This window comes from Methylobacterium sp. AC315, from assembly GCF_979253755.1.
Map to the genome: position 1 here is coordinate 231,068 of NZ_CEEDEA010000001.1, position 26,089 is coordinate 257,156.

The 26,089-nt window shown below is 69.5% G+C and carries 18 protein-coding genes; 8 read left to right on the top strand and 10 right to left on the bottom strand.

Going from position 1 to position 26,089, the window contains the following annotated elements:
* Positions 1-94 precede the first annotated feature (94 nt).
* The 3 genes from AC0IY0_RS01085 to AC0IY0_RS01095 form a co-directional block, all read right to left on the bottom strand.
* Positions 95-1,462 (bottom strand): aminotransferase class I/II-fold pyridoxal phosphate-dependent enzyme, encoded by a 1,368-nt coding sequence (locus tag AC0IY0_RS01085; protein ID WP_147939207.1) that lies wholly within the window; start codon positions 1,460-1,462, stop codon positions 95-97.
* Entirely contained in the window at positions 1,459-8,904 is a 7,446-nt protein-coding gene (locus tag AC0IY0_RS01090) for a type I polyketide synthase (RefSeq protein ID WP_471762849.1), read from the bottom strand. The genes AC0IY0_RS01085 and AC0IY0_RS01090 overlap by 4 nt, the downstream gene beginning before the upstream one ends.
* A gap of 369 nt (positions 8,905-9,273) precedes the next feature.
* On the bottom strand, positions 9,274-10,629 hold the full coding sequence (locus AC0IY0_RS01095) for a UDP-glucose dehydrogenase family protein (protein WP_471762850.1): 1,356 nt from the start codon (positions 10,627-10,629) through the stop codon (positions 9,274-9,276).
* Positions 10,630-10,940: 311 nt separating this feature from the next.
* Here AC0IY0_RS01095 and argB point away from each other — a divergent pair, with 311 nt between their 5' ends.
* The 3 genes from argB (at position 10,941) to rplS (ending at position 13,368) form a co-directional block, all read left to right on the top strand.
* A complete protein-coding gene (argB, locus tag AC0IY0_RS01100; RefSeq protein ID WP_147910002.1) occupies positions 10,941-11,834 on the top strand; it encodes an acetylglutamate kinase in 894 nt (297 codons plus the stop codon).
* 241 nt (positions 11,835-12,075) lie between these two features.
* Positions 12,076-12,831 carry a pyrimidine 5'-nucleotidase gene (locus AC0IY0_RS01105; protein ID WP_147910001.1) on the top strand — a complete coding sequence of 252 codons (756 nt, stop codon included), beginning with the start codon at positions 12,076-12,078 and terminating at the stop codon, positions 12,829-12,831.
* A 135-nt stretch (positions 12,832-12,966) separates the two neighbouring features.
* Positions 12,967-13,368, top strand: coding sequence for a 50S ribosomal protein L19 (gene rplS / locus AC0IY0_RS01110; protein ID WP_147910000.1), 402 nt, complete (start codon positions 12,967-12,969; stop codon positions 13,366-13,368).
* Positions 13,369-13,456: 88 nt separating this feature from the next.
* Here the strand turns inward: rplS and AC0IY0_RS01115 are convergent, their stop codons facing one another.
* Both AC0IY0_RS01115 and AC0IY0_RS01120 read right to left on the bottom strand, forming a co-directional pair.
* Positions 13,457-15,055, bottom strand: coding sequence for a methyl-accepting chemotaxis protein (locus AC0IY0_RS01115; RefSeq protein WP_471762851.1), 1,599 nt, complete (start codon positions 15,053-15,055; stop codon positions 13,457-13,459).
* Positions 15,056-15,842: 787 nt separating this feature from the next.
* The gene (locus AC0IY0_RS01120) at positions 15,843-17,042 is read right to left on the bottom strand and encodes a lytic murein transglycosylase (protein ID WP_147939203.1); all 1,200 of its coding nucleotides are present in this window, start codon (positions 17,040-17,042) and stop codon (positions 15,843-15,845) included.
* 398 nt (positions 17,043-17,440) lie between these two features.
* On the opposite strand from AC0IY0_RS01120, the gene AC0IY0_RS01125 reads away from it, so the two are divergent.
* Both AC0IY0_RS01125 and AC0IY0_RS01130 read left to right on the top strand, forming a co-directional pair.
* The gene (locus AC0IY0_RS01125; protein WP_471762852.1) at positions 17,441-17,803 is read left to right on the top strand and encodes a CHASE3 domain-containing protein; all 363 of its coding nucleotides are present in this window, start codon (positions 17,441-17,443) and stop codon (positions 17,801-17,803) included.
* A gap of 33 nt (positions 17,804-17,836) precedes the next feature.
* Positions 17,837-19,123, top strand: a complete 1,287-nt coding sequence (locus tag AC0IY0_RS01130; RefSeq protein WP_471762853.1) for a methyl-accepting chemotaxis protein — start codon at positions 17,837-17,839, stop codon at positions 19,121-19,123.
* A gap of 43 nt (positions 19,124-19,166) precedes the next feature.
* Here the strand turns inward: AC0IY0_RS01130 and leuD are convergent, their stop codons facing one another.
* Both leuD and AC0IY0_RS01140 read right to left on the bottom strand, forming a co-directional pair.
* On the bottom strand, positions 19,167-19,769 hold the full coding sequence (gene leuD, locus AC0IY0_RS01135; protein ID WP_147909996.1) for a 3-isopropylmalate dehydratase small subunit: 603 nt from the start codon (positions 19,767-19,769) through the stop codon (positions 19,167-19,169).
* 69 nt (positions 19,770-19,838) lie between these two features.
* Positions 19,839-20,573, bottom strand: a complete 735-nt coding sequence (locus AC0IY0_RS01140) for a HisA/HisF-related TIM barrel protein (RefSeq protein ID WP_471762854.1) — start codon at positions 20,571-20,573, stop codon at positions 19,839-19,841.
* Between the two features lie 6 nt (positions 20,574-20,579).
* Here AC0IY0_RS01140 and AC0IY0_RS01145 point away from each other — a divergent pair, with 6 nt between their 5' ends.
* Genes AC0IY0_RS01145 through AC0IY0_RS01155 form a run of 3 tightly spaced genes read left to right on the top strand, consistent with a single transcriptional unit; the run spans position 20,580 to position 22,661 of the window.
* A complete protein-coding gene (locus tag AC0IY0_RS01145) occupies positions 20,580-21,623 on the top strand; it encodes a hydantoinase/oxoprolinase family protein (protein ID WP_471762855.1) in 1,044 nt (347 codons plus the stop codon).
* Entirely contained in the window at positions 21,620-21,820 is a 201-nt protein-coding gene (locus tag AC0IY0_RS01150; protein WP_147907989.1) for a hypothetical protein, read from the top strand. Before AC0IY0_RS01145 ends, AC0IY0_RS01150 begins: the two co-directional genes overlap by 4 nt.
* Positions 21,795-22,661, top strand: a complete 867-nt coding sequence (locus AC0IY0_RS01155; protein ID WP_471762857.1) for a hypothetical protein — start codon at positions 21,795-21,797, stop codon at positions 22,659-22,661. Before AC0IY0_RS01150 ends, AC0IY0_RS01155 begins: the two co-directional genes overlap by 26 nt.
* A 21-nt stretch (positions 22,662-22,682) precedes the next feature.
* Here AC0IY0_RS01155 and AC0IY0_RS01160 read toward each other — a convergent pair whose 3' ends face one another.
* The 3 genes from AC0IY0_RS01160 to hpnH all read right to left on the bottom strand — a co-directional run bounded on the left by AC0IY0_RS01160 (position 22,683) and on the right by hpnH (position 25,780).
* Positions 22,683-24,131 carry an FAD-dependent oxidoreductase gene (locus tag AC0IY0_RS01160; protein ID WP_471762858.1) on the bottom strand — a complete coding sequence of 483 codons (1,449 nt, stop codon included), beginning with the start codon at positions 24,129-24,131 and terminating at the stop codon, positions 22,683-22,685.
* The gene (locus AC0IY0_RS01165; RefSeq protein ID WP_471762859.1) at positions 24,132-24,305 is read right to left on the bottom strand and encodes a hypothetical protein; all 174 of its coding nucleotides are present in this window, start codon (positions 24,303-24,305) and stop codon (positions 24,132-24,134) included.
* A gap of 311 nt (positions 24,306-24,616) precedes the next feature.
* Positions 24,617-25,780 carry an adenosyl-hopene transferase HpnH gene (gene hpnH, locus AC0IY0_RS01170; protein ID WP_147854312.1) on the bottom strand — a complete coding sequence of 388 codons (1,164 nt, stop codon included), beginning with the start codon at positions 25,778-25,780 and terminating at the stop codon, positions 24,617-24,619.
* Between the last annotated feature and the right edge of the window lie 309 nt (positions 25,781-26,089).

Genomic DNA, 26,089 nt, shown 5'->3' on the forward strand with positions numbered 1-26,089 from the left:
CCGGAGCCCACATGCAAACAGGGCGCGGATGCCATCCGCGCCCTGTTTGCATGTGGGGTGGTGGAACGCGCCGAGACCGGCGCGGTCCGGATGCTCAGCCGCGCTTGGCCAGAAGCTGCTCGATCAGCGAGCCGCCCTTGTCGATCGCCGTCATCTCCTCGGCCACCGCGTTCACGGTGTCGCGGATCTGGTCCGCGGTGTGCTCGGAGGTGAGGAAGAAGCGCAGGCGCGAGGCCCGCTCGGGCACGGCCGGGTGGATGATCGGCTGCACGTTGATGCCGCGGCGGAACAGGCGGTCCGACAGGGTCACGGCCTTGAGCGAGTCGCCCACGATGATCGGCACCACCGCGAGGCCGAGGCTGAAGCCGGTATCGAGGCCGAGCTTCTTGGCGGTAGCGAGGAACAGCGTGCCGTTCTGGCGCAGGCGCTCGACCCGCTCCGGCTCGGCATGCATCACCGCCAGCGCCGCCTCGGCGGCGGCGGCGAGCGGCGGCGACATGCCGACGCTGTACACGAAGCCGCCCGCCGTGTGCTTGAGGTACTCGATCAGCGCGATCGGGCCGCAGATATAGCCGCCGCATGTCGAGAGCGTCTTCGACAGCGTGCCCATCCAGAGGTCGACCTCCTTCGGGTCGACGCCGCAATGCTCGAACAGGCCCGCCCCGGTGCGGCCGGTGACGCCGAGGCCGTGCGCCTCGTCGACCATCAGCCACGCATCGTAGCGCTTCTTGAGCGCGACGAGACCCGCGAGGTCCGGCGCGTCGCCGTCCATGCTGTACAGGCCCTCGACCACGATCAGCGCCCGGCGGTGCTCGTGGCGGGTGTTCTGGAGCAGGCTCTCCAGGGCGTCGAGGTCGTTATGCGCGAAGGAGCGGCGCTGGGCGCCGGAGAGCTGCGCGCCGGTGACGATGCTGTTGTGGGACAGCGCGTCGTGGAAGATCACGTCGCCGGCTTCCAGGAGCGCCCCGATGGTCGTGACGTTGGTGGCGTGGCCGCTCACCATCACGATGCAGCCTTCGGTGCGGTAGTGCTTGGCCAGGGCCTGCTCGAGGCTGATATGGCCCGGCCGCTCGCCCGCCACCACACGGCTCGCCGACGCGGAGGTGCCGTAGGCGTCGATCGCCTCCCGGGCCGCGTTGCTGACCCGGGGATGCCCGTTCAGGCCAAGATAGTCGTAGGACGAGAAGTTGGTGAAGGTCTTCTGGTCGATCCGCGTGGTCGCACCGGCCTTCGCGTCGTGGACGCGAAAGAACGGGTTGCCCAGCCCGATCAGCTGCGCCGCCTGGCGCTGCAGCTGCAGCTCGCGGTAGCCCGGCAGGTTCTCGAAGTTCTGCGCGGCCGATTGCCCGGCCGGCGAAGCCGCCTTGACGGGCGCCGGGCGCGGCGTCGCGCGTCCGAGGCGGTTCGTCACGAAGCCGGCGAGCGCCGCGCGCCCGCCGTCAGGCCGTGCCGTATCGGTCATGAGTTGGTCTCTTTGAGCTCGCTGTTGGTCTTCTCGATGAGTTCCCTGAGCGGCGCCATCATCTGCGCGTCGATCTCACCACCGATATGCTTCGAGACGAGGCTCATCGCGACACCGGCCGCTTCATCCATGGGCGCGGAAACCGCCTGAATTAAGGACTCCGACAACTCGTTGACCGTCATGCCGGACGACAGGCCGGCGGGCGGCGCATCGAGGGCGAAGCGCTCCTGCAGGCTGGCGCCGAGCTCGACGCCCATCAGCGAGTCGAGGCCGATCTCGGAGAGCTGGCGCACGCGGCTGATATCGTCCTTGGGCAGGCGCAGGATGCGCGCGATGTCCTCGACGATCGCGTCCGACACCGTCTTGCGGACCGCATCCACGTCGCCTCCCTTGAGGAGCGCGCCGATGTTGATCGCCTGGACGCCGCCGGCCTCCGCCTGCTGATCCGACCCGAGACCGGCGTAGCTCGGCGAGCGCATCGTGGCGAGCCGCTCGCGCGCCTTGCCCCAATGCATCGCCGCGATGGCGATCACCGCCTCGTCCGGCGAGGTCCCCTGGCTTTCCAAGGCGTCCGCCATCAGCTCGAGGCAGCGGCGCGCCTCCATCGGTGTAACGCCGACGCGGCCGGCGAGGCCTTCCATGACCGCCTTGTTGCGGGCGAGCATGCCGACATCGCCGATCGCGCCCCAGGCCACCGCCAGCGCGGGCAGGCCGCGACGACGGCGCTGCCGGGCCAGGCCTTCCATGAAGCCGTTGGCGGCGACGTAGGAGCCCTGGCCGGGGTTGCCGATGAACGTCGTCGCCGACGAGAACATCACGAAGTAGTCGAGGCTGCGGTCCCGGGTGGCGGCGTCCAGGTGCTGGGCGCCGACCACCTTCGGGCCGATCACGGCGTCCAGCGCCGCCGCGTCGATGTTGGCGATCAGGCCGTCCTGAAGCACCGCCGCGGCATGGAGAACGCCCGCGAGCGTCTTTCCACCCTGCTCGATCTCCACGATCAGGCGATCCACCGCCGAACGGCTGGTGATGTCGACGGCCTTGGCCTCGACCTTGACGCCGCGCCCGGCGAGTTCGGCGACGATCGCCTTGACCTCGTCGGTGGTCGCGCCCTTGCGGCCGGCGAGAACGAGGTGCCGGGCGCCCCTGTCGACGAGCCAGCGGGCCGCCTCCAGGCCGAAGCCGCCGAGGCCGCCGGTCACAAGGTGGACGCCGGTCTCCGAGACCGTGAACGGCCGCTTGGTCTCCTTGATGATCGTGCCGGCCTTAGGCGGGCTGATCACGATCTTACCGATGTGACCCGATTGCTGCATCAGGCGGAACGCGTCGGAGGTCTCGGCGGCGGTGAACGGCTGGTAGGGCAGGGGCTTGAGGCCGCCGTCGTTGAACAGGGCCATGACCTCCCGGAACATCCGCGCGCCGTCGTCGCCCTGGTGCTGGATCACCTGATCCAGGTCGACGCCGAAGTAGCTGAGGTTCCGCCGGAACGGACGCAAGCCGATATGGGTGTTGGCGACGTAGTCGCGCTTGCCCAGCTCGACGAAGCGGCCGAACGGCCGGAGGGCGTTGAGCGAGCGCTCCATCGCCTCGCCGAACAGGCTGTTCAGCACGATGTCGACGCCGTCGCCGGTGATCGCCCGGATCTCGTCCACGAAGGCGAGGGAGCGGGAATCGAGCACGTGCTCGGCGCCCAGCGCCTTCACCAGGGCCCGCTTCTCGCGGGAGCCGGCGGTGGCGATGACCCGCGCGCCCTTCAGCTTGGCGATCTGCAGCGCAGCGAGGCCGACGCCGCCCGCGCCGCCATGGACCAGCACCCATTCGCCGCGCCGCATCCGGGCGCAGGAGACGAGGCCGTAATAGGCGGTCAGGAACGCCACCGGGACGGTCGCAGCCGCCATCGGGTCGAGGCCCTGCGGGCTCGGCGCGACGACGATCTCGGGCACCACGATGTGGGTGGCGAAGCCCGATTGGGCGAAGGCGACGACCGGGTCGCCGGCCTTGAAGCCCTTCACGCCGGGGCCGACGGCGGTGACGCGGCCGGCGCATTCGAGGCCGAGGCGGGGGCCGGCGAAGCCGTCCTCCAGGATCTCCTCGGGCAGCATCGAGAGCGCCCACAGGACGTCGCGGAAGTTCAGGCCGGTGGCCTCGACCGCGATCTCGATCTCACCCTTGCCGGGGGTGCGGCGCTCGGCCGGACCCCAAACCATCTCGTTGAGGCCGCCGGTGTTGCTGCGCTCCAGGCGCGCGGCCTCGGCCGGGACGGCATCCGCCGGATCCCGGTGCTTCGGCCGGCCGGCATGGAAGCGCACGACCTGCGTCCGCTCGTCGTCGAGGACGATCTCGGTCTCCGGCGTACCGGAGAGGATGAGGTCGCGCAGGCGCTCGGACGCCCGCTTCGACGACATCTCGGGCGAGAGGTCGATGCGGCGCACGTCGAGGTTCGGCGCCTCGTTGGCGAGCGTCCGGGAGAACGCCCACACGCCGGCCTCGATGTTGGTGGTCTGGCCGCCGCGGTCGCGGGTGGCGCCCGGCGCCACGACCCACAGGCGGGTCTGGCGGGCACCGAGATGCTCCGTGCAGCGCTTCAGGCTGAGGCAGCGGTCGCGCAGCCGCTCGGACGCCTCGCCGCCGCGGGTGAAGGCGCCGGCCAGGAACACCACCGTGTCGGGGGTCTCCTTCTCCAGCTCCATCAGCGACGTCTCGGAGTCGAGGATGATCGAGACGTGCACGCCGCCCGCGACCAGCAGGGTCGCCAGGGACGAGGCCGTCTCGGCGGCGAACTCGTCGTCCGAGCCGATCACGAAGGCGAAGCTCTGCGCCGGGGCGGGGCCCGGACGCACCGGGGCCTCGGCGACCAGCAGCAGGTCGTCGCCGTTGGCCGACGCCGCGCGCTCCACCGCGACCTTGACCAGGCCGTGGGCGCTGAGCGTGCGCTGCCAGCCCTCGATATCCTCGAGGCGGCCGACGGGCATGCCGCCCACGGCCTCCTCGAACCAGCCGCCCGTGAGGCCGAACACGAGGTCGCGGAACAGGGACGCGCCCGGCTCCACGGCCACCAGCAAGCCACCGGTGGCGAGCGCCCCGGAGAGCTGCCCCGGCAGGGCGCGGTCGCCGCGATGCAGGCTGCCGGCCGCCAGGATCAGGTCGAAGCTGCCGGGGGCGAGTTCGTCGGCAGCCTCGACGACGGCGGCGCCGTTGGTGAGCGACAGGCGGGCACGCTCGGCGAGCCGGCGATCTGCCTCGAACACGGTGAGCCGGGCCTCGGCCGCGGCGGCGAAGGCCGCAGCCTGGGCGGAGAGCGGGCCGAATCCGACCTGCAGGACCCGCAGGGCGCGCTCCTTCGGCAGGTGTCCGCGGCTGGCCTCGATCAGGCCGGCGACCACGTCGGCCGTGTGGCGGGCGGTGGCCGAGCGCATGACGAAGGCGTCGATCGCGCCCTGAGGCAAGGCCGGGGCCTCGGTCAGCTTGCCCGCGAGCAGGCGATCGACCATGGCGCCGACATCGGCAATCAGCACCAGTTCGGCGGAGAGATCCGGGTGGTCGCCCGCGATCCAACGCATGATCTCGTCGGGAGCCGGCAGAGCCGAGCCGTCTTCGCCCAGGGTCCAGTTCTGGCCGGCACGCTCGGCCAGGCCGCTGCTCTCCAGGGCGTAGAGCGCGTTCAGCACCCAGGGGCGCAGGGCCTCGGGCACCCGCCGGTCGGCGACCGAGACGGTCCCGCCCTCGGCGAGCCCGGAGGCGAGACGATAAGCCAGCGAGGTCGCCCAACCCTCCAGCAGGAGGTGGCCCGGGGACAGGGCGGCGTCGGCCGGCCCCTTCGCCTCGGCGGTGAGCGGACGCAGGCGGGCGGCCACGCTCGGCCGGCGCTCCATTGGGATCGCGGTCGGCTCGGTGGCGAGTTCCGGCACCTGCGAGATCGCGAAGGCCGAGAGGTCGCCGCCGCCCTTGGCGCGCAGGGCCTGGAAACGGCCCTCGCGGATCGTGGCGACCACTGCGCCGTCGGCGTCGAGCAGGGTGAAGTCGGCCAGGATCGAGCGCTCGTTGCAGCGGCGCGTCCGGATGATCGAACGGGCGATCACCGCACCGGGGCGCAGAAGCCGCACCTCGCCGAAGCGCACCGGGATGTAGGCCTTGCCGGCGTTCTCGCCGAGCAGGTCGGCGAACAGCAGGATCAGCCCGTGGAAGCAGGCGTCGAGGCGGGCCGGGACCAGGGTGAACCGGTCGTCGGCCACGGCCGGCAGCAGGTCGGACACGATGGTGGTGTCATCCAGCCGGGCGCTCATGGCGACCTGCTGGAAGCTCGGGCCGAAGCCGAGGCCCGAGGCCCGGGCGCGGCCGTAGAGAGCGTCGCCGGACAGGACCTGCTCGCCGGCGGTGTCGAAGTCGAACCCGTTCAGGTCGGGCGCCTTCGGAGCCGTGAACGTGCCGTCGACGATCTTGGCCTGGGCGTGGAGTTGCCAGGGGGTCTGGGTCAGGCGCGGGCGGCTGAGGACCTGGATGCCGTTGCCGGTCCCCGACAGACGCACCGCGACCTCGCGCAGGGCCTCCTCGGCGAACACCATAGGCGACAGGATCTCGAAATCGGCCAGCACCACCTCGTCGTGGCGCATCGCCTCGCGGACGCAGGCCAGCGCCATCTCGACGAAGCCGGCGCCGGGCATGATCACCTGGCCGTCGACCCGATGATCCTCCAGCTCGGGCAGGGTGGCCGGATCGACGAAGCCGTTCCACTCCAGGCCGTCGAAGGTGGTCCGCGATCCGATCAGCGGGTGGTAGGGGCGGGCGCTCATCGCGCCGACGCTCTCCGGGGTGTCGGCCAGGCGGAACGGACGCCGCTGCCACGGATAGGTCGGCAGGCGCACGTCGCCCCGGGGGGCGTCGCCGAAGAGCAGGGATTCGTCGACCTGCGCGCCCTGGACCAGGGCGGCGCTGACCGCCTTGGCGATCGGGTCGCCGCCCGACGCCTTGCGGTGCATGACGCCGACCGTGGCGGTCTCGATGCCGAGCGGCTCGACCGCGTCGCCGACATGGGACATCAGCGTCGCGCGCGGGCCGACCTCGACGAACACGCGGGCGCCGCGGCGGGTGGCATCCTGCACGGCCTCGCTGAAGCGCACCGGCTCACGGATGTTGCGCCACCAGTAACCGGCGCCGAAATTGTCGCCCTCCAGCACGCTGCCGGTGACGGTGGAGACCATCGCGGTGGTGCCGGCCTTCGCCTTCAGCCCGGCGAGATCGCGCAGCAGCGGCTTCTCGGTCGGGTCCATCAGGCGCCCGTGGAAGGCGTAGGCCAGGTCGAGCTTGCGGCCGCGACGGCGCTTGCGCGACAGCGCTTTCAGGGCGGCCTCGATGTCGGCCACCGGCCCGGCGACCGTGACGGCCTTCGGGCTGTTGTAGGCGGCGATGTCGAGGGACGGGTAGTCCTTGAGGAAAGCCTCGACCTCCTCGGACGGCATCAGCAGCACCGCCATGGTGCCCTGGCCGTGCGTCGTCTCCTGGTGGTGGCTGCGGTAGTAGATGACCCGGACCGCGTCCTCGAGGCTCAGGACGCCGGCCGCCTCGGCGGCTGCGATCTCGCCGACGCTGTGGCCGAGCACGTAAGAGGGGATCAGGCCCTTGGCCTTGAGGGCCGCCGTCGAGGCGCTCTCGATGGCGAAGATCAGCGGCTGCGAGACGCTGGTGAGCGCCAGGCGCTCGTCGAGGTCCTCGGCGTAGAGGGCCTGCTTCAGCGACCAGTCGGCATAGGCCTGGAACAGGGTGTCGACCCGGTCGAAGGCGGCCCGGAAGGTCGGGTTCTCCTCGTAGGCCTCGCGGCCCATGCCGGCCCACTGGCTGCCATTGCCGGAATAGACGAACGCCACCTCGGCGGCGCGGTCGACCGCGGTGCCGGTGAAGGCGTCCTGGGCATCCTCGCCCTCGCCGACGGCGCGCAGGGCGGCGGCCACGTCGGTCTTGCCGTCCAGCGTGATCGCCAGGCGGGCGGGCAGGCGCTCGCGCCGGTGCGCGACCGCGGCGGCCACCGTGGCGATCCGGCCGGGCTCGGCTTCGAGCCGCTCGGCATAGTCGAGGGCGAGCTCGTTCAGCGCGGCGCGGGTCTGGGCCGAGAGCAGCAGAACCTGCGCGGACGGCGCCGGGGTGGCCTCCGCCGCCTGCGTGCCGACGTTGCCGTCGGTGATCACGACGTGCGCGTTGGTGCCGCCGAAGCCGAAGGAGTTCACGCCCGCGTAGCGCTCGCGCGGACCGCGGGTGATCGGCAGCGCCTCGCGGACGACGCTGAGGTTCAACTCGTCGAACGGGATGTCGGGATTCAGCTCGGCCGCGTGCAGCGAGGGCGGCACGAGATTGTGCTCCAGCGCCAGCGTCGCCTTCATCAGGCCGGCGAGGCCGGAAACCGGCTCGGTGTGGCCGATATTCGTCTTGATCGAGCCGATCGGCAGCGGCGCCTGACGGCCGCGCCCGAGCTTGGTCCCGATGGCCGAGGCCTCGATCGGGTCGCCCACCGGGGTGCCGGTGCCGTGCGCCTCCATGAAGGCGAGGTCGTCGAGGCCGATCTCCGCGTCGCGGTACACCCGCTCCAGCAGGGCACCCTGGGCGTAGCCCGACGGCAGCGAGATGCCGGTGGTGCGACCGTCGGAATTGATGCCCGATGCCACGATCCGGGCGCGCACGGTGGCGCCGTTGCGCCGCGCGGCCTCGGCCGATTGCAGCACGAACACCACGCCACCCTCGGAGCGCACGTAGCCGTCTGCGTTCTTCGAGAACGCCTGGCACAGGCCGGTGCGCGAGAGCATCTGCGCGGTGGAGAAGCAGATGAAGTTGAACGGGCTCGCCAGCACGTTGACGCCGGCCACGATCGCGGTGTCAACGCGGCCCGACTGGATCGCCTGCACAGCGTTGTCGAAGGCGACGAGGGAGGACGAGCAGGCCGTGTCGACCGTGAAGCTCGGGCCCTTCAGATCGAAGATATACGAGATGCGGTTCGAGATGATCGAGAGCGTGTTGCCGGTGGCCGCGTAGGCGTCGCCGGAGGCCGCGTCGAGGATGCGCAGGTTGCCGTAATCGAGCGACGAGGCGCCGACGAACACGCCGATGTTGCTGCCGGCCACGCTTGACGGGCGCAGGCCTGCATCCTCGAGGGCTTCCCAGGTCAGCTCCAGCAGCATCCGCTGCTGCGGATCCATCTGCTCGGCCTCGCGGGGCGAGATGCCGAACACGGCCGGGTCGAACGACCAGATATCGTCGATGACACCCGCGGCCCAGGTGTAGCTCTTCCCGCGCTCCTGGGCGCGCGGATGCGCGAACCGGTCGAGGGAGAAGCGGTCACTAGGAACCTTGCTGACGGCGCAGCGTCCCTCGGACAGGAGTTGCCATAGCCCATCGACGCTGGGGGCCCCGGGCAGTCGGCATGCGCGTCCGACGATCGCAATGTCTGTACGTTGTGTCACGTTCGGTTCGCACACGCTCGTTATCGGAAGTCGGCTCGGCTCGCGACGAGTGAGTACCGTCTCACCCCTTACTGTGGCACCATTGCGGTGTCCAACCTGCCCCCAGGCAAGGTCATCCCCGCCCGGCCAGATTGCGCCGCGCTGTGACATGTATTCATCAGACTGCAGTCCAGTGCCGGCGGCCGAAATGCCAAGTTTGCTCGGCATGACGGCCTGTTGAGACGGTCGCGCGACCATCGAAATGCCACAGTTGCGCGTCGGCGGACGGAGCCCGTCTACCCGGGCCGCGAGGGTTTTCCAAAGAGATCTTTGCTGCAGCCTGCAGATCTAGAACCGCAACGGGACGGCTCATCGCTGGTCCGCCAACGCTCAAGACGTGCCCGGAGCGGCATAATCCTTGGCGCTATCCTTGGATCGTCCGACGCCGCGATAGGTGAAACCGTGGCGCTCGGCCGTCTCGGGATCGTAGATGTTGCGCAGGTCGATGAGCACGGGCGCGGACCCGGCCGGCGCCATGGTCTGCCGCAGCCGGTCGAGATCGAGCGCCCGGAACGCGTTCCACTCGGTGACGATCACCAGGGCGTCCGCGCCCTCCGCGCAGGCATAGGGGCTCTCGGCATAGTCCAGGTCCGGCATCAGCGCCCGCGCCTGGTCCATCCCCTCCGGGTCATAGGCGCGCACCTTGGCGCCGGCATCCTGAAGGCCGGCCACGATCGACAGGGACGGCGCCTCGCGCATGTCGTCGGTGTCGGGCTTGAAGGTCAGGCCGAGCAGGGCCACGGTCTTGCCCCGGACGCTGCCGCCGCAGGCCTTGATCACCTTGCGGGCCATGGCGCGCTTCCTCTGGTCGTTGACCGCCACCACGGTCTCGACCAGCCGCAGCGGCGTGCCGGCATCCTGGGCGGTCTTGACCAGGGCGAGCGTGTCCTTCGGGAAGCACGAGCCGCCGTAGCCAGGGCCGGCATGCAGGAACTTGCTGCCGATCCGGTTGTCGAGGCCGATGCCGCGGGCCACCTGCTGCACATCGGCGCCGACCTCCTCGCACAGGTCGGCGATCTCGTTGATGAAGGTGATCTTGGCGGCCAGGAATGCGTTGGCGGCGTACTTGGTCAGCTCCGCCGTGCGGCGACTGGTCACCACGATCGGCGCGGCGTTGAGATAGAGCGGCCGGTAGACCTCGCGCATCACCGCCTCGGCGCGGGGATCCTCGCTGCCGACCACGATCCGGTCCGGACGCTTGAAGTCGGAGATCGCCGCGCCCTCGCGCAGGAATTCCGGGTTCGACGCCACGGCGACATCCGCCTCGGGCCGCAAGTCACGGATGATGCGCTCGACCTCATCGCCGGTGCCCACCGGGACCGTCGACTTCGTCACCACCACGGTGAAGCCCGAGAGCGCCCCGGCGATCTCCCGGGCGGCATCGAACACGAAGGACAGGTCGGCGAAGCCGTCGCCGCGCCGCGAGGGGGTCCCCACCGCGATGAACACCGCGTCGGCCTCGGCCACGGCGTCCTGCAGGCTGGAGCCGAAGGCGAGGCGGCCCTGGCGGACGTTCTCGGCGACGAGGGCGTCGAGCCCGGGCTCGTAGATCGGCATGCGGCCGGCGTTCAGGCTCGCGATCTTGTCCGGGTCGCGGTCGATGCAGACCACGCTGTGGCCGAAATCGGCCAGGCAGGCCCCGGACACCAGGCCCACATACCCGGCCCCAATCATCGCAATCCGCATACGGCCCTCCCGGCGACCCGCCGTGCGGCTCGTTGCACTGCAGCATGATCCGAGACCAGCGACGATGCAACCCGGGCCGCTCGGCAGCGCCCATTTCTATCATGCGCATGCAACACCGCGGAAACACGACTGTTTTTTGACAGCGTCGACGCTCGCAGCTTGACGGGGGCCGGAGCTTGTCGCCGGCGCGGGCCTTCCGCGGGCGCGTTCGCGGCTTCGCAGCGCGGTCGGCTTCCTGTAGAAGCGCGCCCGCCGGCCGAACGAGGCCGGGCGCCGCCAGGCCCCATACATAGGATCGGCGAAGGACCGCGATGACCGAATTGCCGAACGTGCACGTGCGCGCCGAAATCCTGGCCCAAGCGCTGCCCCACATGCAGCGCTACGACCAGGAGATCGTGGTCATCAAGTATGGCGGCCACGCCATGGGCGACCGCGCCGCGGCCGAGGATTTCGCCGAGGACATCGTCCTCCTGGAGCAATCCGGCGTGAAGCCGATCGTGGTGCACGGCGGCGGCCCGCAGATCGGCAAGATGCTGGACCGGCTCGGCATCCAGTCCGAGTTCCGCGGTGGCCTGCGGGTCACCGACGAGGCCACCGTCGAGGTGGTCGAGATGGTCCTGGCCGGCTCGATCAACAAGCAGATCGTCGGCTGGATCTCAGCGGAGGGCGGCCGGGCCATCGGCCTGTGCGGCAAGGACGGCAACATGGTCCGCGCCAAGCGGGCGATGAAGACCGTCATCGATCCCGAGAATCACACCGAGCAGACCGTCGATCTCGGCCTGGTCGGCGAGCCGGACCATGTCGAGCGCGGCGTCCTCGACGCGGTGCTGAAGGCCGAGCTGATCCCGGTCCTCGCGCCGGTGGCCTACGGGGCCGACGGGCAGACCTACAACGTCAACGCCGACACCTTCGCGGGTGCCATCGCGGGGGCTCTGCGGGCCAAGCGGCTGCTGCTGCTCACCGATGTCCCGGGCGTGCTCGACAAGGACAAGAAGCTGATCCCCGAGCTGACCGTGGAGGATTGCCGGCGCCTGATCGCCGACGGCACGATCACGGGCGGCATGATCCCGAAGATCGAGACCTGCATGTACGCAATCGAGCGGGGTGTGGAGGCGGTCGTCATTCTGGACGGCAAGGTCAACCACGCGGTGCTGCTGGAGCTGTTCACCGATTACGGTGCCGGCACCCTGATCCGCCGGAGCTGATCTCCCTGGGACGGCGATGGGCGGATCGGACGCGGCAACGCCCGCGCCGCTCGCGCATTGTCGTCGTCCCGGCTCAGCCTCGCGCAAGCCCGCGCTGCAAGCCTGACCGCTCCAGGGCGCCGATTCCGGAGGGATCGTCGGCCGGGCCCGCATCGCACCGAGGGTTTTGGGCTGCATCCGATTGCAACGCGATCGGGCCTGGCCCTAGAATCCCTCAGGTTCAGGATCTCAAAGGGACACGGTGCACCACCCGGAGAAAGCCCAGTTCACCACACCCGCCTCCCGTGGGTTTGCCGATGTCGACACCTGGGTGTTCGACCTCGACAACACGCTCTATCCGAGCGACGCGCAGGTCTGGCCGCAGGTGGACGAGCGCATCACGCTCTATGTCATGCGGCTCTATGGGATCGATGGCATCTCGGCCCGCGCCCTGCAGAAATACTTCTACCACCGCTACGGCACGACCCTGACGGCGCTGCTGACGGAGGAGGGGGTCGATCCGCACGACTTCCTCGATTTCGCCCACGACATCGACCACTCGACGATCAAGCTCGACCAGAGCCTCGGCGACGCGATCGAGCGGCTGCCCGGGCGCAAGCTGATCCTGACCAACGGGTCGCGCCGCCATGCCGAGAACGTCGCGGCCAAGCTCGGTATCCTCGACCATTTCGAGGACGTGTTCGACATCGCAGCCGCCAACTTCGTGCCGAAACCCGAGCGCTCGACCTACGAACGGTTCCTGGACGCCCACGGGGTCGAGCCGACTCGCGCCGTCCTCTTCGAGGACATCGCCCGCAACCTCGCGGTACCGCACGATCTCGGCATGGCCACCGTGCTGGTCGTCCCCAAGATCGTCGACCCCTACCGCGAGGCCTTCGAGCAGGAGGCGGTGCGCGAGCCGCATATCGACCACATCACGGACGATCTGGCCGCCTTCCTGTCGGCCTGCGTGCTGCCCGAGGCCACGCGGGGCTCAACGGCCGCGGATCGCCCCTGACGCGACGGCCGGCATCGGCAATCGACAAGCCGTCGGGGATCCTGTAGAGGGCTGCGCAACTCACAACAGGATCGCCGAAATCCTGGTGCCGGACGCCCATGAGGGGCGGCACGGCGCAACGGCTGGAGCTATGCCATGAACATCATCGAGCAGCTGGAGCGCGAGGAAGTCGCGCGCCTCGCCAAGACCATTCCCGATTTCGAGCCGGGTGACACGCTCATCGTCAACGTCCGCGTCAAGGAAGGCGAGCGCACCCGCGTCCAGGCCTACGAGGGCGTCTGCATCGGTCGCCAGGGCGGCGGCCTCAACGAGAGCTTCACGGTCCGCAAGATCTCCTACGGCGAGGGCGTCGAGCGCGTCTTCCCGGTGCATTCGCCGATGATCGATTCGATCAAGGTCGTCCGCCGGGGCAAGGTGCGCCGGGCCAAGCTGTACTACCTGCGCGACCGCCGCGGGAAATCGGCCCGCATCGTCGAGCGCACCGATCGCTACAAGTCCAAGGATACCCCGAAGGCGGCCCCCGCCGCCGCCGAGTAAGGCCCTCGGGTACCCCGGCTCGCAGCCGGGGAACCCGCAGTTTTCAACCGGCCCGGCTCAGCCTGGCCGGTTTTTTCATGCAAGCGGCTCAGGCGGCCCGGACCCGATCGAGGAAGTGGGTGATCTCCGCGGAGAGCAGCCTGGACTTCTGCGACAGTTCGGCGGCGGCACCGAGCACCTGCTCGGCCGCGCCCCCGGATTCCTGGGCGGCGGTCGAGACCTCGGCGATGTTGCCGGTCACCGTGCTGGTGCCGTCCGCCGCCTGCGCCACGCTGCGCACGATCTCGCCGGTGGTCGCCTCCTGCTCCTCGATCGCGGCCGCGACGCTGGTGGCCAGCGTGTTGACCTCGGTGACCGTGCGGCCGATCTCCTGGATCGCCTCCACGGCCTGCCGGGTCGAGACCTGCACGGCGCCGACCCGGGTCGCGATCTCCGCCGTCGCCTGCGCGGTCTGGTTGGCCAGTTCCTTCACCTCGCTGGCCACCACCGCGAAGCCGCGCCCGGCCTCGCCGGCGCGGGCCGCCTCGATCGTGGCGTTGAGCGCGAGGAGGTTCGTCTGGCTGGCGATCGCCGCGATCATGCTGGCCACCGCGCCGATCTTCTCCGCGCCCTCGGCGAGGTCGCGCACGATCGCGTCGGTCCGCTGCGCCTCCGTGGCCGCCTGGCCGATCATGGCCGACGAGCGCGCCATCTGGCCGGAGATCTCCCGGATGGTCGTCGACATCTCCTCGGTCGCAGCGGCCACGGTCTGCACGCTGGCGGAGGTCTCCTGCGCGGCCTCGGCGACCTGGGCGGAGCGCGCGCTCGTCCGCGTCGCGCTCTGCGCCATCGTGGCGGCGTTGGCCTGCATCGCCGTGGCGGCGGAGGTCAGGCCCCGCATCAGGGTCCCGGCACTGCCCTCGAACTGCCGGGTCAGGGCATCGAGAGCCTGAGCGCGCTCGATCTTGGCCTCGGCATCCCGGGCGGCCGCGACGTCCATCTCGCCCTTGGCGACCAGGGCCTGGCGGAACACCTCGACGGTGGCGGACATCCGGCCGATCTCGTCGCGCCGCTCGCTATCGGAGACCGGGCTCGTGATGTCACCCTCCGCCAGGGCCTGCATCCTCCGGTGCAGGCGGCCGAGCGGCCGGGTGATGCTGCGCCCGATCAGCAGCGAGCCGAGCACCGAGACGCCGACGATGCCCAGGAGCAGGCCCACCACTGTGATCGCCAGCGACCGGAACGCGGCCGCGATGTCGTCGGTATAGGCGCCGGTGACGATGAAGATGTCCCAGGGTGCGAAGCGGGACGCCACGGACACCTTCGGAAAGACACCCTCCCGTCCGGGCCGGAGGTAGGTGTATTCCAGCATCGTCGAGTCGGACGATCTCAGGCCAGCGATGAAGGCGCGAATGATCGGTATGCCGTTGACCGTGAGATCCAGCTGGTTCTTGCCGACGTCCTTCCGGTTCGGCGCGGCGATGGTCCTGCCGTCCATCGCGTAGATCGATATGTAGTTGGTTCCGCCGCTGTAGCGCATCGCCATGGTCGATTCGGCCAGCTCGGTCAGGGCAGCTTCCCTGGTCATGGTCCCGGCCTTGACCCGCTCGTCGAGGGCCTGGGCGTGCGACTGGATCAGCTCGACCATGGCGCGCAGCGACTGGACGCGCTCGTCCAGCATTTCACGGTGGAATAGATTGAGGCCCAAGCCACCGATCGTAGCAATAATCAGACACGTCAGTATCGTGAGAAGCGAAAGCTTGCGTGACAGCGTCAAATTCGCGAGAGAAAAGCGCATATCGATCTTGATCCTATACGATTGAGGATCAATATGCTCAGCGCAGCGCATAACTCAAGATTCTCTATCAAAAAACCTTTCGCGGACAGTAAAATAATTTCTATATTTGCAACCGCAGTGCGATTAAATACCGACAATCATTATTTGATCTTAAGTAATCGTTCGACCGAACGCAGATCATATCAACAATTTATATTGGAGAGTACGACAGTTCGGATACAGTGCAGCCGATCCATCTCATCGCCGCATGGCAGATCCGCGATGGTGAATGTGAGCGTGCGGATCGTGGCGGCGGGACAGGCCTGGCCCGCAGGGACCGTTCGAGCAGGAGCCGTGCGCCACAAGGGGGCAAGCCGCGCCGATGGCCGTGGCGGTCACCCTCCAACGTCCTCGAGCGCGCGATACTCCGGGCGGCGCGGGGCCGACCAGCGGCGAAGGGCAGGATGCGGGTCTCCCGTCCGATTCGAGCGCGAGACAGGGTGCACCTGTTCCACCGAACCCCGGTCCCTCACCCCGCTCCTTTCCGGAGCGGGGGGGGCGTCACTGCGCTCTCGCGTCGATTCCGGCCCCAAACCTTCGGGGACCATCCTGCCTCTCTTGGCGAGCCAGGATGGCTTCCTTGGCGAGCCAGGATGACTCCCCGCGAAAAACACCGCGTCGGCCGCCGTGCGTGGAGACCCAAGCGGCCTACACCCTCTCAGCTTCCGCGCAGGGCTTCCAGCACCTTGCCGCCGGGGCGACCCGTCGGAGTCATGCCGAGCTTGCGCTCGACGTCCTTGATCGCGTCGCGGGTCTTCTGGCCGACCTTGCCGTCCGGCTCCCCGACATCGTAGCCGCGGGCGGCCAGCCGGGTCTGGAGGTCCCGCCGCTCGGCCCGGGACAGGGGCGGGTCGTCGGTCGGCCAGGCCGCCTGGACGCCGGCCTTGCCACGCAGCCGGTCCGACAGGACCGCGATGGCGAGACCGTAGGATTCGGCCGCGTTGTAGGAGTAGATCGCGTCGAAGTTCCGGGTGACCAGGAAGGCCGGTCCGTCGATGCCGGCGGGTGCGATGATGCCGGCCGGTCCCTCGCCCGAGAGCGAGCGGCCATCCGCCCGGGTCACGCCGAGCGCGGCCCAGTGGGCGATCGGCTTCTTGTTCTTCCGGCCGGCGGAGGCGACGCTGAAGCCGCGGGGCAGCTTGACCTCGTAGCCCCAGACCTGGCCGTTCTGCCACTTGGCCACGTGCAGGAAGTTCGCCGTGGAGCCGACAGCATCGGCCACCGAATCAACCACGTCCCGCCGGCCGTCGCCGTCACCGTCCACCGCGAGCCTTTGATAGGTGGTCGGCATGAACTGGGTCTGGCCGAAGGCGCCGGCCCAGGAGCCGGTGAGCCTCTCCGGCGCGATGTCGCCGCGCTCGATGATCCGCAGGGTGGCGATCAACTCGCCGCGGAAGAAGTCCCGGCGGCGATTGCTCGAGCAGGCGAGCGTCGCCAGCGACTGCACCAGCGGCATCTTGCCGAGGTTCTTGCCGAAGTTGGACTCGACGCCCCAGACCGCCGCGATGGTGTAGCGGTCGACCCCGTAGCGCGCCTCGGCCTGGGCCAGGGCGGACGCATTCTGGCGCATGGCCGCGCGTCCGTCCTCGACCCGCTCATCGTCCACGAGCGCCGCCATGTAGTCCCAGATCGGCGTCTTGAACTCGGGCTGCGCCTGCGAGAGCTCGATCACCTTGTCGTCGAAGCTGATGCCGCGGGTGGCCGCCTGGAAGGCCTGGGCCGACACCCCGGCCGCCGCCGCCTGCCTCTGGATGCCGGCGAGGCACGAATCGAAATCGGCGCGCGCCGGCACCGCGGCGAGGCCGGCGAGCAGACCGACCCCGAGCGCGACGCCCGATCCGAGGGAGTGAATCCGCATCCTGGCGATCCCGTTCGACGTCCGTTGCATGAACTTCGAATCAGGCAACACCAGGGTTAAGGAGCGGTTAGGCCGCACCGAATCCACCGGCCCGCCCGACGGGCCCGGACGCCGCCGCGCTGCGCCCGAAGTCCGGACCGTGAAATTCAATCGTCCGGTCGCGGTGTCAGTACGGAAATAGATTTGGCGGCGGCTTTAGTTTTCCGACAATCGATGCCTTGGTTGTTGCTAATTAATATCTTCTAATACTTCACAAATGCAGCAATATATTAGAATATTCCCGCCTATTCAATCGGCAATCCGCTCGGAACGATGCGATTCTTGACGGCAACTTATTAACCCACGACTGTTCATATAAGACGGAATCAGTTTTTGGACGACGGCAGGAAATCTGGACCATGCGCCTGGTAGATCTATCGATTGCGAAGAAAGTCTTTGGTTCATTCGCTGTTTTAATCATTATCGCGCTGGTAAGCGCGGTTATCAATCATCGGAAACTATCGTTCATCCAATCGTCGATTGGATGGTCGGAGCATACCTACGACGTCCTGAACGTGAACGCGTCCCTGATCACCACGATGGTCGATCGCGAGACCGGCCTGCGGGGCTATCTGGTGACCGCAGACCCGGCGTTCCTCGCGCCGTATCGCAGCGGCACGCAGGCCTTCGACGCGAATCTACAGCGGCTTCGGACGCTGACATCGGACAATCCGGCGCAGCAGGCCCGCATCGCCGAGGTCGAGACCCTGGCGAAGCGCTGACAGGCCGACATCGCCGAGCCGGAGATCGGCCTGATGGGTCAGCCGAGTACCCAGGCGGAGGCCCGCGCACGCGTGGGGGGCGGCGCCGGCCGGGCGCTCATGGACGCCATTCGCGCCAAGGGTGGGGAGATCGAGGCGACCGAGCGCACCCTGCTGACGGCCCGGCAGGCCGACGAGGCCGACGCCTTCTCGACATCCTACGCGGCGACGCTGCTGTCCCTCGTCGCCCTCCTGGCGACCGCCATCGCGGGCGCCTTCCTGCTGACCAAGCTCATCGCCATCCCGACGCGCACGATGACGCTGGTGATGGGGGAGCTGGCCCGGGACAATCTCGACGTCACCGTCCCGAGCAGCGACCGGCGCGACGAGATCGGCGGCATGGCGGCGGCGGTCGAGGTGTTCAAGGCCGCGCTGATCGCCAAGCGGTCAGGCGACGCCGCGACCGCCCGGGAAGCGGATGCCAAGGCCCGCCGCGCCGCCCATCTCGACGCCGTGGTGACGCGGTTCGAGACCGAGGTGTCCGGCCTCACCCAAGCCATGGCCGGGGCCGCCACCGAACTCGAAGCGACGGCGCAGTCGATGACCGGCATCGCCGAAGAGACCGACGCGCAGGCGCAGACGGTGGCGGGCGCCGCCGAGCAGGCCTCCTCGAACGTGCAGACGGTGGCCGCCGCCACCGAGGAGCTGTCGATCTCGATCCGGGAGATCAACAGCCAGGTCACCCGGGCGGCCCAGGCCGCGAGCGCGGCCTCCGACGAGGCGATCCAGACCGACGGGGCCGTACAGGTGCTCGCCGAGAGCGCGGAGAAGATCGGCAGCGTCATCGCGTTGATCTCGCAGATCGCCGGGCAGACCAACCTGCTGGCGCTCAACGCCACCATCGAGGCCGCCCGGGCCGGCGATGCCGGCCGCGGCTTCGCGGTGGTCGCCAGCGAGGTCAAGGAGCTGGCCGGCCAGACCACCCGCGCCACCGAGGAGATCGGCGCGCAGATCGGCGCGATCCAGACGGCCACCGGCCACGCGGTCTCGGCGATCCGGTCGATCGCCCGCATCGTCGGCGAGATCGCCACCAGCTCCACCGCGATCGCGGCCGCGATCGAGGAGCAGGGGGCGGCCACCCAGGAGATCGCCCGCAACGTCCAGCAGGCCGCCTCCGGGACCGAGCGGGTCACCGGCAACATCGTCGACGTCAAGCGCGCCGCCGGCGAGACCGGCTCCGCGGCGACCCAGGTGCTGGGCGCAGCGCGCGGCCTCTCCCAGAACTCGAACGACCTCACCCGCGCGGTCGCGACGTTCCTGGCGGACGTGAAGGCGGCCTAAGCGGAGGTCCGCTCAGACTTGCGAGAGCTTTCGCGTCGCCCGCTCAGGCCCATTCCCGAGCGGCGAGCTTCTGCTCGTAGGCGTCGATCGCGGCGGCGCGCTGCAGGGTCAGGCCGATCTCGTCGAGGCCGTTGAGCAGGCTGTGCTTGAGGCCGCCGTCGATGTCGAAATGCAGGGTGCCGCCGTCCGGCCCTTTGATGGTCTGGGCGTCGAGATCGACCGACAGGGTCGCGTTCGAGCCGCGCTCGGCGTCCTCGAACAGCTTCTCAAGGTCGTCCGGAGCGACCGTGATCGCCAGGATGCCGTTCTTCGCGCAGTTGTTGAAGAAGATGTCGGCGAAGCTCGTGGAGATCACGCAGCGGATGCCGAAATCGGCCAGCGCCCAGGGGGCGTGCTCCCGGGACGAGCCGCAGCCGAAATTGTCGCCGCACACCAGGATCTTCGCGTTCCGGTAAGCCGGCTTGTTGAGCACGAAGTCCGGGTTTTCGGAGCCGTCGTCCTTGTAGCGCATCTCGGCGAACAGGCCCTTGCCCAGGCCGGTCCGCTTGATCGTCTTCAGGTACTGCTTCGGGATGATCCGGTCGGTGTCGACGTTGATGATCCGCATGGGCGCCGCGACGCCCTCCAGCGTGGTGAATTTTTCCATCGTCTGCAGGCTCTTGGTGAAGGCACGGTCTGACGCCGGTTTAGCAGCCTCGGCGGCGGGTCGGAAGCGTCAGGCCAGATCCCCGGCCTCGGCGCTCCGCAGGGTGCCGTCGTGGAGCGCCGAGGCGACCAGCGCCCCGGCGATCCCGGCCGCGCGCAGGGCCCGCAGGTCGTCCGCCCCGCGCACCCCGCCGGCCGCGTAGACCCGGCGGCCCGGGGCCCGCACGGCCCGGAGCGCGTCGAGGTCGGGCCCGGCCCCGGCGCCGACCCGGGCCAGCGTCATCGCGATCACGTCCGGCGGCCAGAGCCCCGGATCGTCGTGGAGCGCGGCCGGGCCGAGGCGCTCGGATCCGCGCGTATCGAGGGACAGCACGGCGCGTTCGCCGAGATCGGTGACGAGCCCGGTATCGTGCTGGCTCTCGCTGCCGATCACGGGCCGCCCGAAGCCGGCGGCGAGGAACGCCGCGACCCCCGCCGATTCGGAAAAGCCCGCATCGACCCACAGGCCGAGTCCCGGGCATGCGCGGGCGATCGCCTCCAGGGCCCGGAGGTCCGGCCTGATCCCGTCGATAATCGCGTCGAGATCGGCGACGTAGAGCGTTTGGGCGGGCCACGCGTCGAGAAGACCGCGCGCGATCGCATCGGGCGCGGAGCCCTTTGCCAAGGGCGTCTCGATCGGGGCATAGGAGGAGCGCTCGCCGCGGCGCGCCCGCACCACGCGGCCGCCGCGCAGGTCGAGCACCGGGATCACCGCGAAGCCGGGGCGCCCGAGTCCGTCATCCATCGAGGCGCGCGTCGCGGTCATATGCCCATGCCAGTCCCAAAGCAGATCGGGTGGGACCTCGGTGGGGTCCACGTCAAGGCCGCGCTGGTCGAGGATGGCCGGGTCGTGGCGGCGGCCCAGGTCCCGTGCCCGCTCTGGCAGGGCGTCCCGGCCCTGGACGGGTCCCTAGCGACCTTGCCCGACTGGGCGCGCGGCGAGGCCCGGCACGCGGTCACCATGACGGGCGAGTTGACCGACTGCTTCGCCGGCCGCCGGGAAGGCGTGGCAGCGCTCTCGGGCTGGGCCGAGCGGCACCTCGCCGGCCCGGTGCGGATCTACGCCGGCCGCTCAGGCTTCGTGGCCCCGAACGCGGCAGAGGAGGTTTTCGCGGACGTCGCCTCGGCCAATTGGCACGCCACGGCGGCGCTCGCCGGGCAGCATGCGCCGGACGCGCTCCTGATCGATGTCGGCTCGACCACTGCCGACCTGATCCCGATCGCCGCCGGCCGCCCGGCGGCCGCCGGCTACAGCGACGCCGAGCGCCTGGAAACCGGGGAGCTCGTCTATACCGGGATCGTCCGCACCCCGGTGATCGCGCTCGCCGACCACGCCCCCTTCGGCGGTCGCCGCACCCGGCTGATGACCGAGACGTTCTCCCACATGGCCGACGTCTACCGGATCCTGGGGCTGCTGCCCGAGGGGGCCGACCAGCAGGCCAGCGGCGATCGCAAGGGCAAGTCCGTCGCCGAGAGCGAGACGCGGCTCGCCCGAATCGTCGGGCGGGACCGCGAGGAGGGCACCCCCGAGACCTGGACGCTGCTGGCGGGCCACTTCGCCGAGACGCAGCTGCGGCTGCTGCACGACGCCGCCGCCACCCTGCTGAGCCGGTCCGATCTCACCCCGGGAGCGCCGCTCATCGCGTGCGGCGCCGGCGCCTTCCTGGGCCCGCGCCTCGCCGCGCGGCTCGGGCGGCCGACCATCCCGCTGGTGAGCCTGCTGCGCGGCCGGATCGCCGGAGAGCCCGACTGGATCTCGACCTGCGGGCCGGCGGTCGCCGTCGGCCTCATCGCCTCGGAGGACGCATTCGCATGAGCGCCATCAAGATCCTGGCCCGGGTTCTGACCAGCCGGGTCGGGCCGCATATCGAACTGGCCGTGGAAACCGAGACCGGTGAGGTCCTGAAGGTGCTCGCCACCGAGGATCAGATCGATCGGCTGGTGGACGAATTGGAGGACATGCTGAACTCGCCCGTGGAGCCGGAGGATGGCGAACCGCCGGAGGCGGCTTGAGGGTCGGCGGGTCGAGACCGGCCATGAGACCGGCATGAGCCTGATCGCCGCCAAGATCGCCATCACCCCGGCCCTGATGTGGGCCGTGTCGGCGGCGGCCCGCCGGTGGGGCAGCCTGGTCGGCGGCCTGCTGTCGGGCCTGCCGCTCACCTCGGCGCCGATCTCGATCTACCTCGCGCTCGAGCAGGGCAAGACCTTCGCGGCCGATGCCGCCGTCGGCTCGGCGGAGGGGCTGGGGGCGGTCACGCTCTGCTATCTCGCCTACGTGGTCTGCGCCCCCCGGATGGGCCCGGTCGCGGCCCTCTGCGCCGCCCTGTTGGCCTTCGTCCTCGGCGGCCTCGTGCTGCACGGGCTGATTCGGCCCGGGCTATGGCTCGCGGCGGCGATCGACCTGCCGGCCATGGCCCTGGTCGTGGCGCTCTGCCCACCGCCCGCCGGACCCGCGCCCGCCGGAGCGCGCCCGATCCCGCCGCGCTGGGACATGCCGGCGCGCCTCGCGGCCGCGACCGCGCTGGTCCTGCTGGTCTCCAACCTCGCGCCGTATCTCGGCTCCGGCCTGAGCGGCCTGCTGGCGCCGATCCCGATCATCTCCTGGCCGCTGATCGCCTTCGCCCGGTTCCAGGACGGCGTCCGCGCCTCCCTCGACGTGGTGCGCGGCAGCGCCCAGGGCGCCTTCGGCGTGCTGGCCTTCTATGGATGCGTGCACCTGTCGCTCGGGCAGACCGGGCTGGTCACGGCCTACGCGGTGTCGATCGCGGTGTCGGCGGCCTGCGTGCTGCCGTGGCTGATCGTGGGGCGCCGCCGACGCGCCAAGCGTTCGGCCGCGCCCCGGCCGGCCTGATCGGACCGGGTCGAGGCGGGGTCACCCGTGTTCCTGGACGTAATCCCAGACCTTCGAAATGACGACCGATCCCTCGCCGACCGACGATGCGACGCGCTTCACGGACGCGGCGCGCACGTCGCCGACCGCGAAGATACCCGGTTGCGACGTGGCATAGGGCGAGCCGGCGCCGACGGCTTCCCCGGTCAGGACAAAGCCGTTGCGATCGAGTTCGACGAGGCCGGACAGCCAGCCGGTATTGGGGGCCGCCCCCACCATGACGAACACCGCGCAGGTCTGGATCGTCCGGACCGTCCCGTCGGCGATGGTGCGGATCGACACGGCGTCGAGGGCGTCCTCCCCATGTAGCGCGCTGAGCTCGGCGCCGTACTCGATCGTGATGGCCGGATCCGCCTCCAGGCGGCTCGACAGGTAGCGCGACATCGAGGTTGCCAGCGACGGCCCGCGGACCAGAAGCCGGACATGCCGGGCGGAGCGGCTGAGGAACATCGCCGCCTGCCCGGCCGAGTTGCCGCCGCCGACAATGACGGTCTCAGTGTTCTTGCAATAGCGGGCCTCGATTTCGGTGGCCGCATAATAGACGCCCGCCCCCTCGAACGCCTCCAGGCGATTGATCGGCAGGCGTCGGTACTGGACGCCGGTAGCCACGACCACGGCCTGGCCGCGCACCCGCTGGCCGTTGTCGAAGGTCGCGCAGTACGCGTCGTCGTCGAGGCGCTCGAGCTTCGCCACGCGCCGAGGCATCGCGAACCGCGTGCCGAACTTCATCGCCTGGACTTCGCCGCGCCAGACCAGATCGGCCCCGGAGATCCCGGTCGGAAACCCCATGTAGTTCTCGATCCGGCTCGACGTGCCGGCCTGCCCGCCGATCGCGACGTCTTCGACCACCAGGGCGCGCAGCCCCTCGGCGCCCGCATAGACGCCCGCCGCCACGCCGGCTGGACCGCCGCCGACGATCAGCACGTCGAAAGCCTCGTCGTCGATCAGGTTGTAGTTCAGGCCGAACAGCTGCGCGACCTTGTCGGGCGTCGGGTCTGCGACGACGTTGTTCCGGCCGAAGATCACGGCCGGCCGGTCGGCGGGAACCGAACAGGTCGTGGCGACACCCTCGGCCTCCGGACTGCCGAGCGCGTAGGACCGATAGGGCAGGCGGTTACGGCTGGCGAACTCCGCGATCCGCCGGACCGCCCGGTCGTCGTCCTCGCCGATCAGGACGAGCGTGCCGTCGCGCGAATCGAGCTGCCGCCGCCGCCGTGCCGCCAAGACCGTGATGACGATGTCCGACATCTCGGGGATCTCGGCCATCAGACGCAGCATCGCGGCCCGCGGCACCTCAATCACATCCGTATCGGTGACCGTCCGCATCGGCATCGACCAGCTGCCGCCGTTGAGGAAGGAGATCTCGCCCATGAACTGCGTCGGCCCCAGGGTCGAGGGCAGGTGGCGCTCGTCCGTGAACGGGTTCACCACCTAGATCTCGCCGTCCTCGACATAGACGAAGCGGTCCGCCGGCTCGCCGGCGCGAACCAGGACGGTCCCGGCCGGGTAATGCCGCGGGACTCCCACGGCTCTGATCGCGGCGACATGCGAGGCCGCGAGGGGGACGCGCTGCATCACGCGCAGATCCGGGCCGATCGTTTCCATGGCCTGCCCCCTCGCACTTCTGCCGCCGTGACGCCCGGTCGGCCACGGGGGACGAGGACCCGTTCCAGGGGCGGGTTCGTCTTCGCGACCTGTGCGGGCGAATATCCGCCCGAGGTGCAACGAAGGATTGTCCAAGGTCAAGCTTGACCGGCCTGGCCCATCCGATCCGAGGGCCTTCGCCCAAACGCGCGACGGGCTCGGCCCGCCTGGTCATGCCCGGTCACAGCGTGCCGGTGACCGCAGTCTCCAAAACGAGAAGACCCGCGGCCGTGGGGCCGCGGGTCTTTCGAGAACACTCCGATACCGGTGGGTCAGGCGGCCGTGCGCTTGCGGGCTTCCTGCTTGGTATCGACGCCGGCCGCTTTGATCTCGGACAGCTTCTGGGCGACGTTGCGCGAGAACACGAACTCGGCCGGGCGCTGGTTCTCCAGGCTGACCTCGGGGGCCATCGCACCGTCGGTCTTGATGCCGCGGATCGCGTGAACGAGCGGCTTCCAGGGCTTGCGGACCGAATCGACGACCGAGGAGGCCTCGTAGCCCGAGTGGACCATGCAGTCGGCGCACTTTTCGTAGTTGCCGGTGCCGTAGGAATCCCAGTCGGTCTCTTCCATCAACTCCTTGAAGGTCGCCGCGTAGCCCTCACCGAGCAGGTAGCAGGGCTTCTGCCAGCCGAACACGGTGCGGGTCGGGTTGCCCCAAGGCGTGCAATGGTAGGTCTGGTTCCCGGCCAGGAAGTCGAGGAACAGGCCCGACTGCTGGAAGGTCCACTTCTCGCGGCCCTTCTCCTTGCCGTGACGGAACACGCCGCGGAACAGCTCCTTGGTCGCCTTCCGGTTCAGGAAGTGCTTCTGGTCGGGGGCGCGCTCGTAGGCGTAGCCGGGGGAGACGGTGATGCCGTCGATGCCCATCCGGGTCACGCTGTCGAAGAAGTCGGCGATCTTCTCGGGCGAGGAATTGTTGAAGAAGGTGCAGTTGATGGTGACCCGGAAGCCCATCTCCTTGGCCTTGGCGATGGCCGCGACTGCCTTGTCGTAGACGCCGCGCTGGCACACCGACTGGTCGTGCATCGACTGGTCGCCGTCCAGGTGGATCGACCAGGTGAAGTACGGGCTGGGCTTGTAGTCCTTGATCTTCTTCTCGAGCAGAAGCGCGTTCGTGCAGACGATCGCGAACTTCTTCTGGTCGATAATGCCTTGCACGATCTGCGGCAGATCCTTGTGCAGCAGCGGCTCGCCGCCGGCGATCACCACCACGGGTGCACCGCACTCGCGGACCGACTCAAGCGCGTCGGCGACCGGGAGACGCTTGTTGAGGATCTCGTCCGGGTAATCAATCTTGCCGCAGCCGGCGCATGCGAGATTGCAGCGGAACAGAGGTTCCATCATCATCACAAGCGGGTAGCGCTTGCGGCCCGTGAGGTGCTGCTTGAGGATGTAGCCGCCGATCTTCGCGACGTACCGGAGGGGGATACCCAAGATTGCGGCTCCTTGACTGCGTCGGCCCCGGGGCGATCGGGGTGCTTACCGCGAAAAAAACACGAATTCCAGCGCTCTAGCTTGGAACTAATCTGAAATGATCCCGTTTCGGCGGGACCATGACGACTTATTCTGTTCCTGACGCAACCGCGCCACATGGGCGGCGATCGGCAGGGAGGACGGATGGGATCGCCCGACGGTTGAGGACAGCACGCGCAATGCGTCCGCAATGCGACCGAAATCCCAAGATTTTGATCCCGATCCCACGATTGCAGTGCGGTATCGCACATCCGCCCAGGCGAAGACCGA

Coding starts and splice junctions, on each gene's coding strand:
- AC0IY0_RS01085 (WP_147939207.1), bottom strand. CDS start 1,462: ATGACCGATACGGCACGGCCTGACGGCGGGCGCGCGGCGCTCGCCGGC.
- AC0IY0_RS01095 (WP_471762850.1), bottom strand. CDS start 10,629: ATGCGGATTGCGATGATTGGGGCCGGGTATGTGGGCCTGGTGTCCGGG.
- argB (WP_147910002.1), top strand. CDS start 10,941: ATGACCGAATTGCCGAACGTGCACGTGCGCGCCGAAATCCTGGCCCAA.
- rplS (WP_147910000.1), top strand. CDS start 12,967: ATGAACATCATCGAGCAGCTGGAGCGCGAGGAAGTCGCGCGCCTCGCC.
- AC0IY0_RS01120 (WP_147939203.1), bottom strand. CDS start 17,042: ATGCGGATTCACTCCCTCGGATCGGGCGTCGCGCTCGGGGTCGGTCTG.
- AC0IY0_RS01125 (WP_471762852.1), top strand. CDS start 17,441: ATGCGCCTGGTAGATCTATCGATTGCGAAGAAAGTCTTTGGTTCATTC.
- AC0IY0_RS01130 (WP_471762853.1), top strand. CDS start 17,837: ATGGGTCAGCCGAGTACCCAGGCGGAGGCCCGCGCACGCGTGGGGGGC.
- leuD (WP_147909996.1), bottom strand. CDS start 19,769: ATGGAAAAATTCACCACGCTGGAGGGCGTCGCGGCGCCCATGCGGATC.
- AC0IY0_RS01140 (WP_471762854.1), bottom strand. CDS start 20,573: ATGACCGCGACGCGCGCCTCGATGGATGACGGACTCGGGCGCCCCGGC.
- AC0IY0_RS01145 (WP_471762855.1), top strand. CDS start 20,580: ATGCCAGTCCCAAAGCAGATCGGGTGGGACCTCGGTGGGGTCCACGTC.
- AC0IY0_RS01150 (WP_147907989.1), top strand. CDS start 21,620: ATGAGCGCCATCAAGATCCTGGCCCGGGTTCTGACCAGCCGGGTCGGG.
- AC0IY0_RS01155 (WP_471762857.1), top strand. CDS start 21,795: ATGGCGAACCGCCGGAGGCGGCTTGAGGGTCGGCGGGTCGAGACCGGC.
- AC0IY0_RS01165 (WP_471762859.1), bottom strand. CDS start 24,305: ATGGAAACGATCGGCCCGGATCTGCGCGTGATGCAGCGCGTCCCCCTC.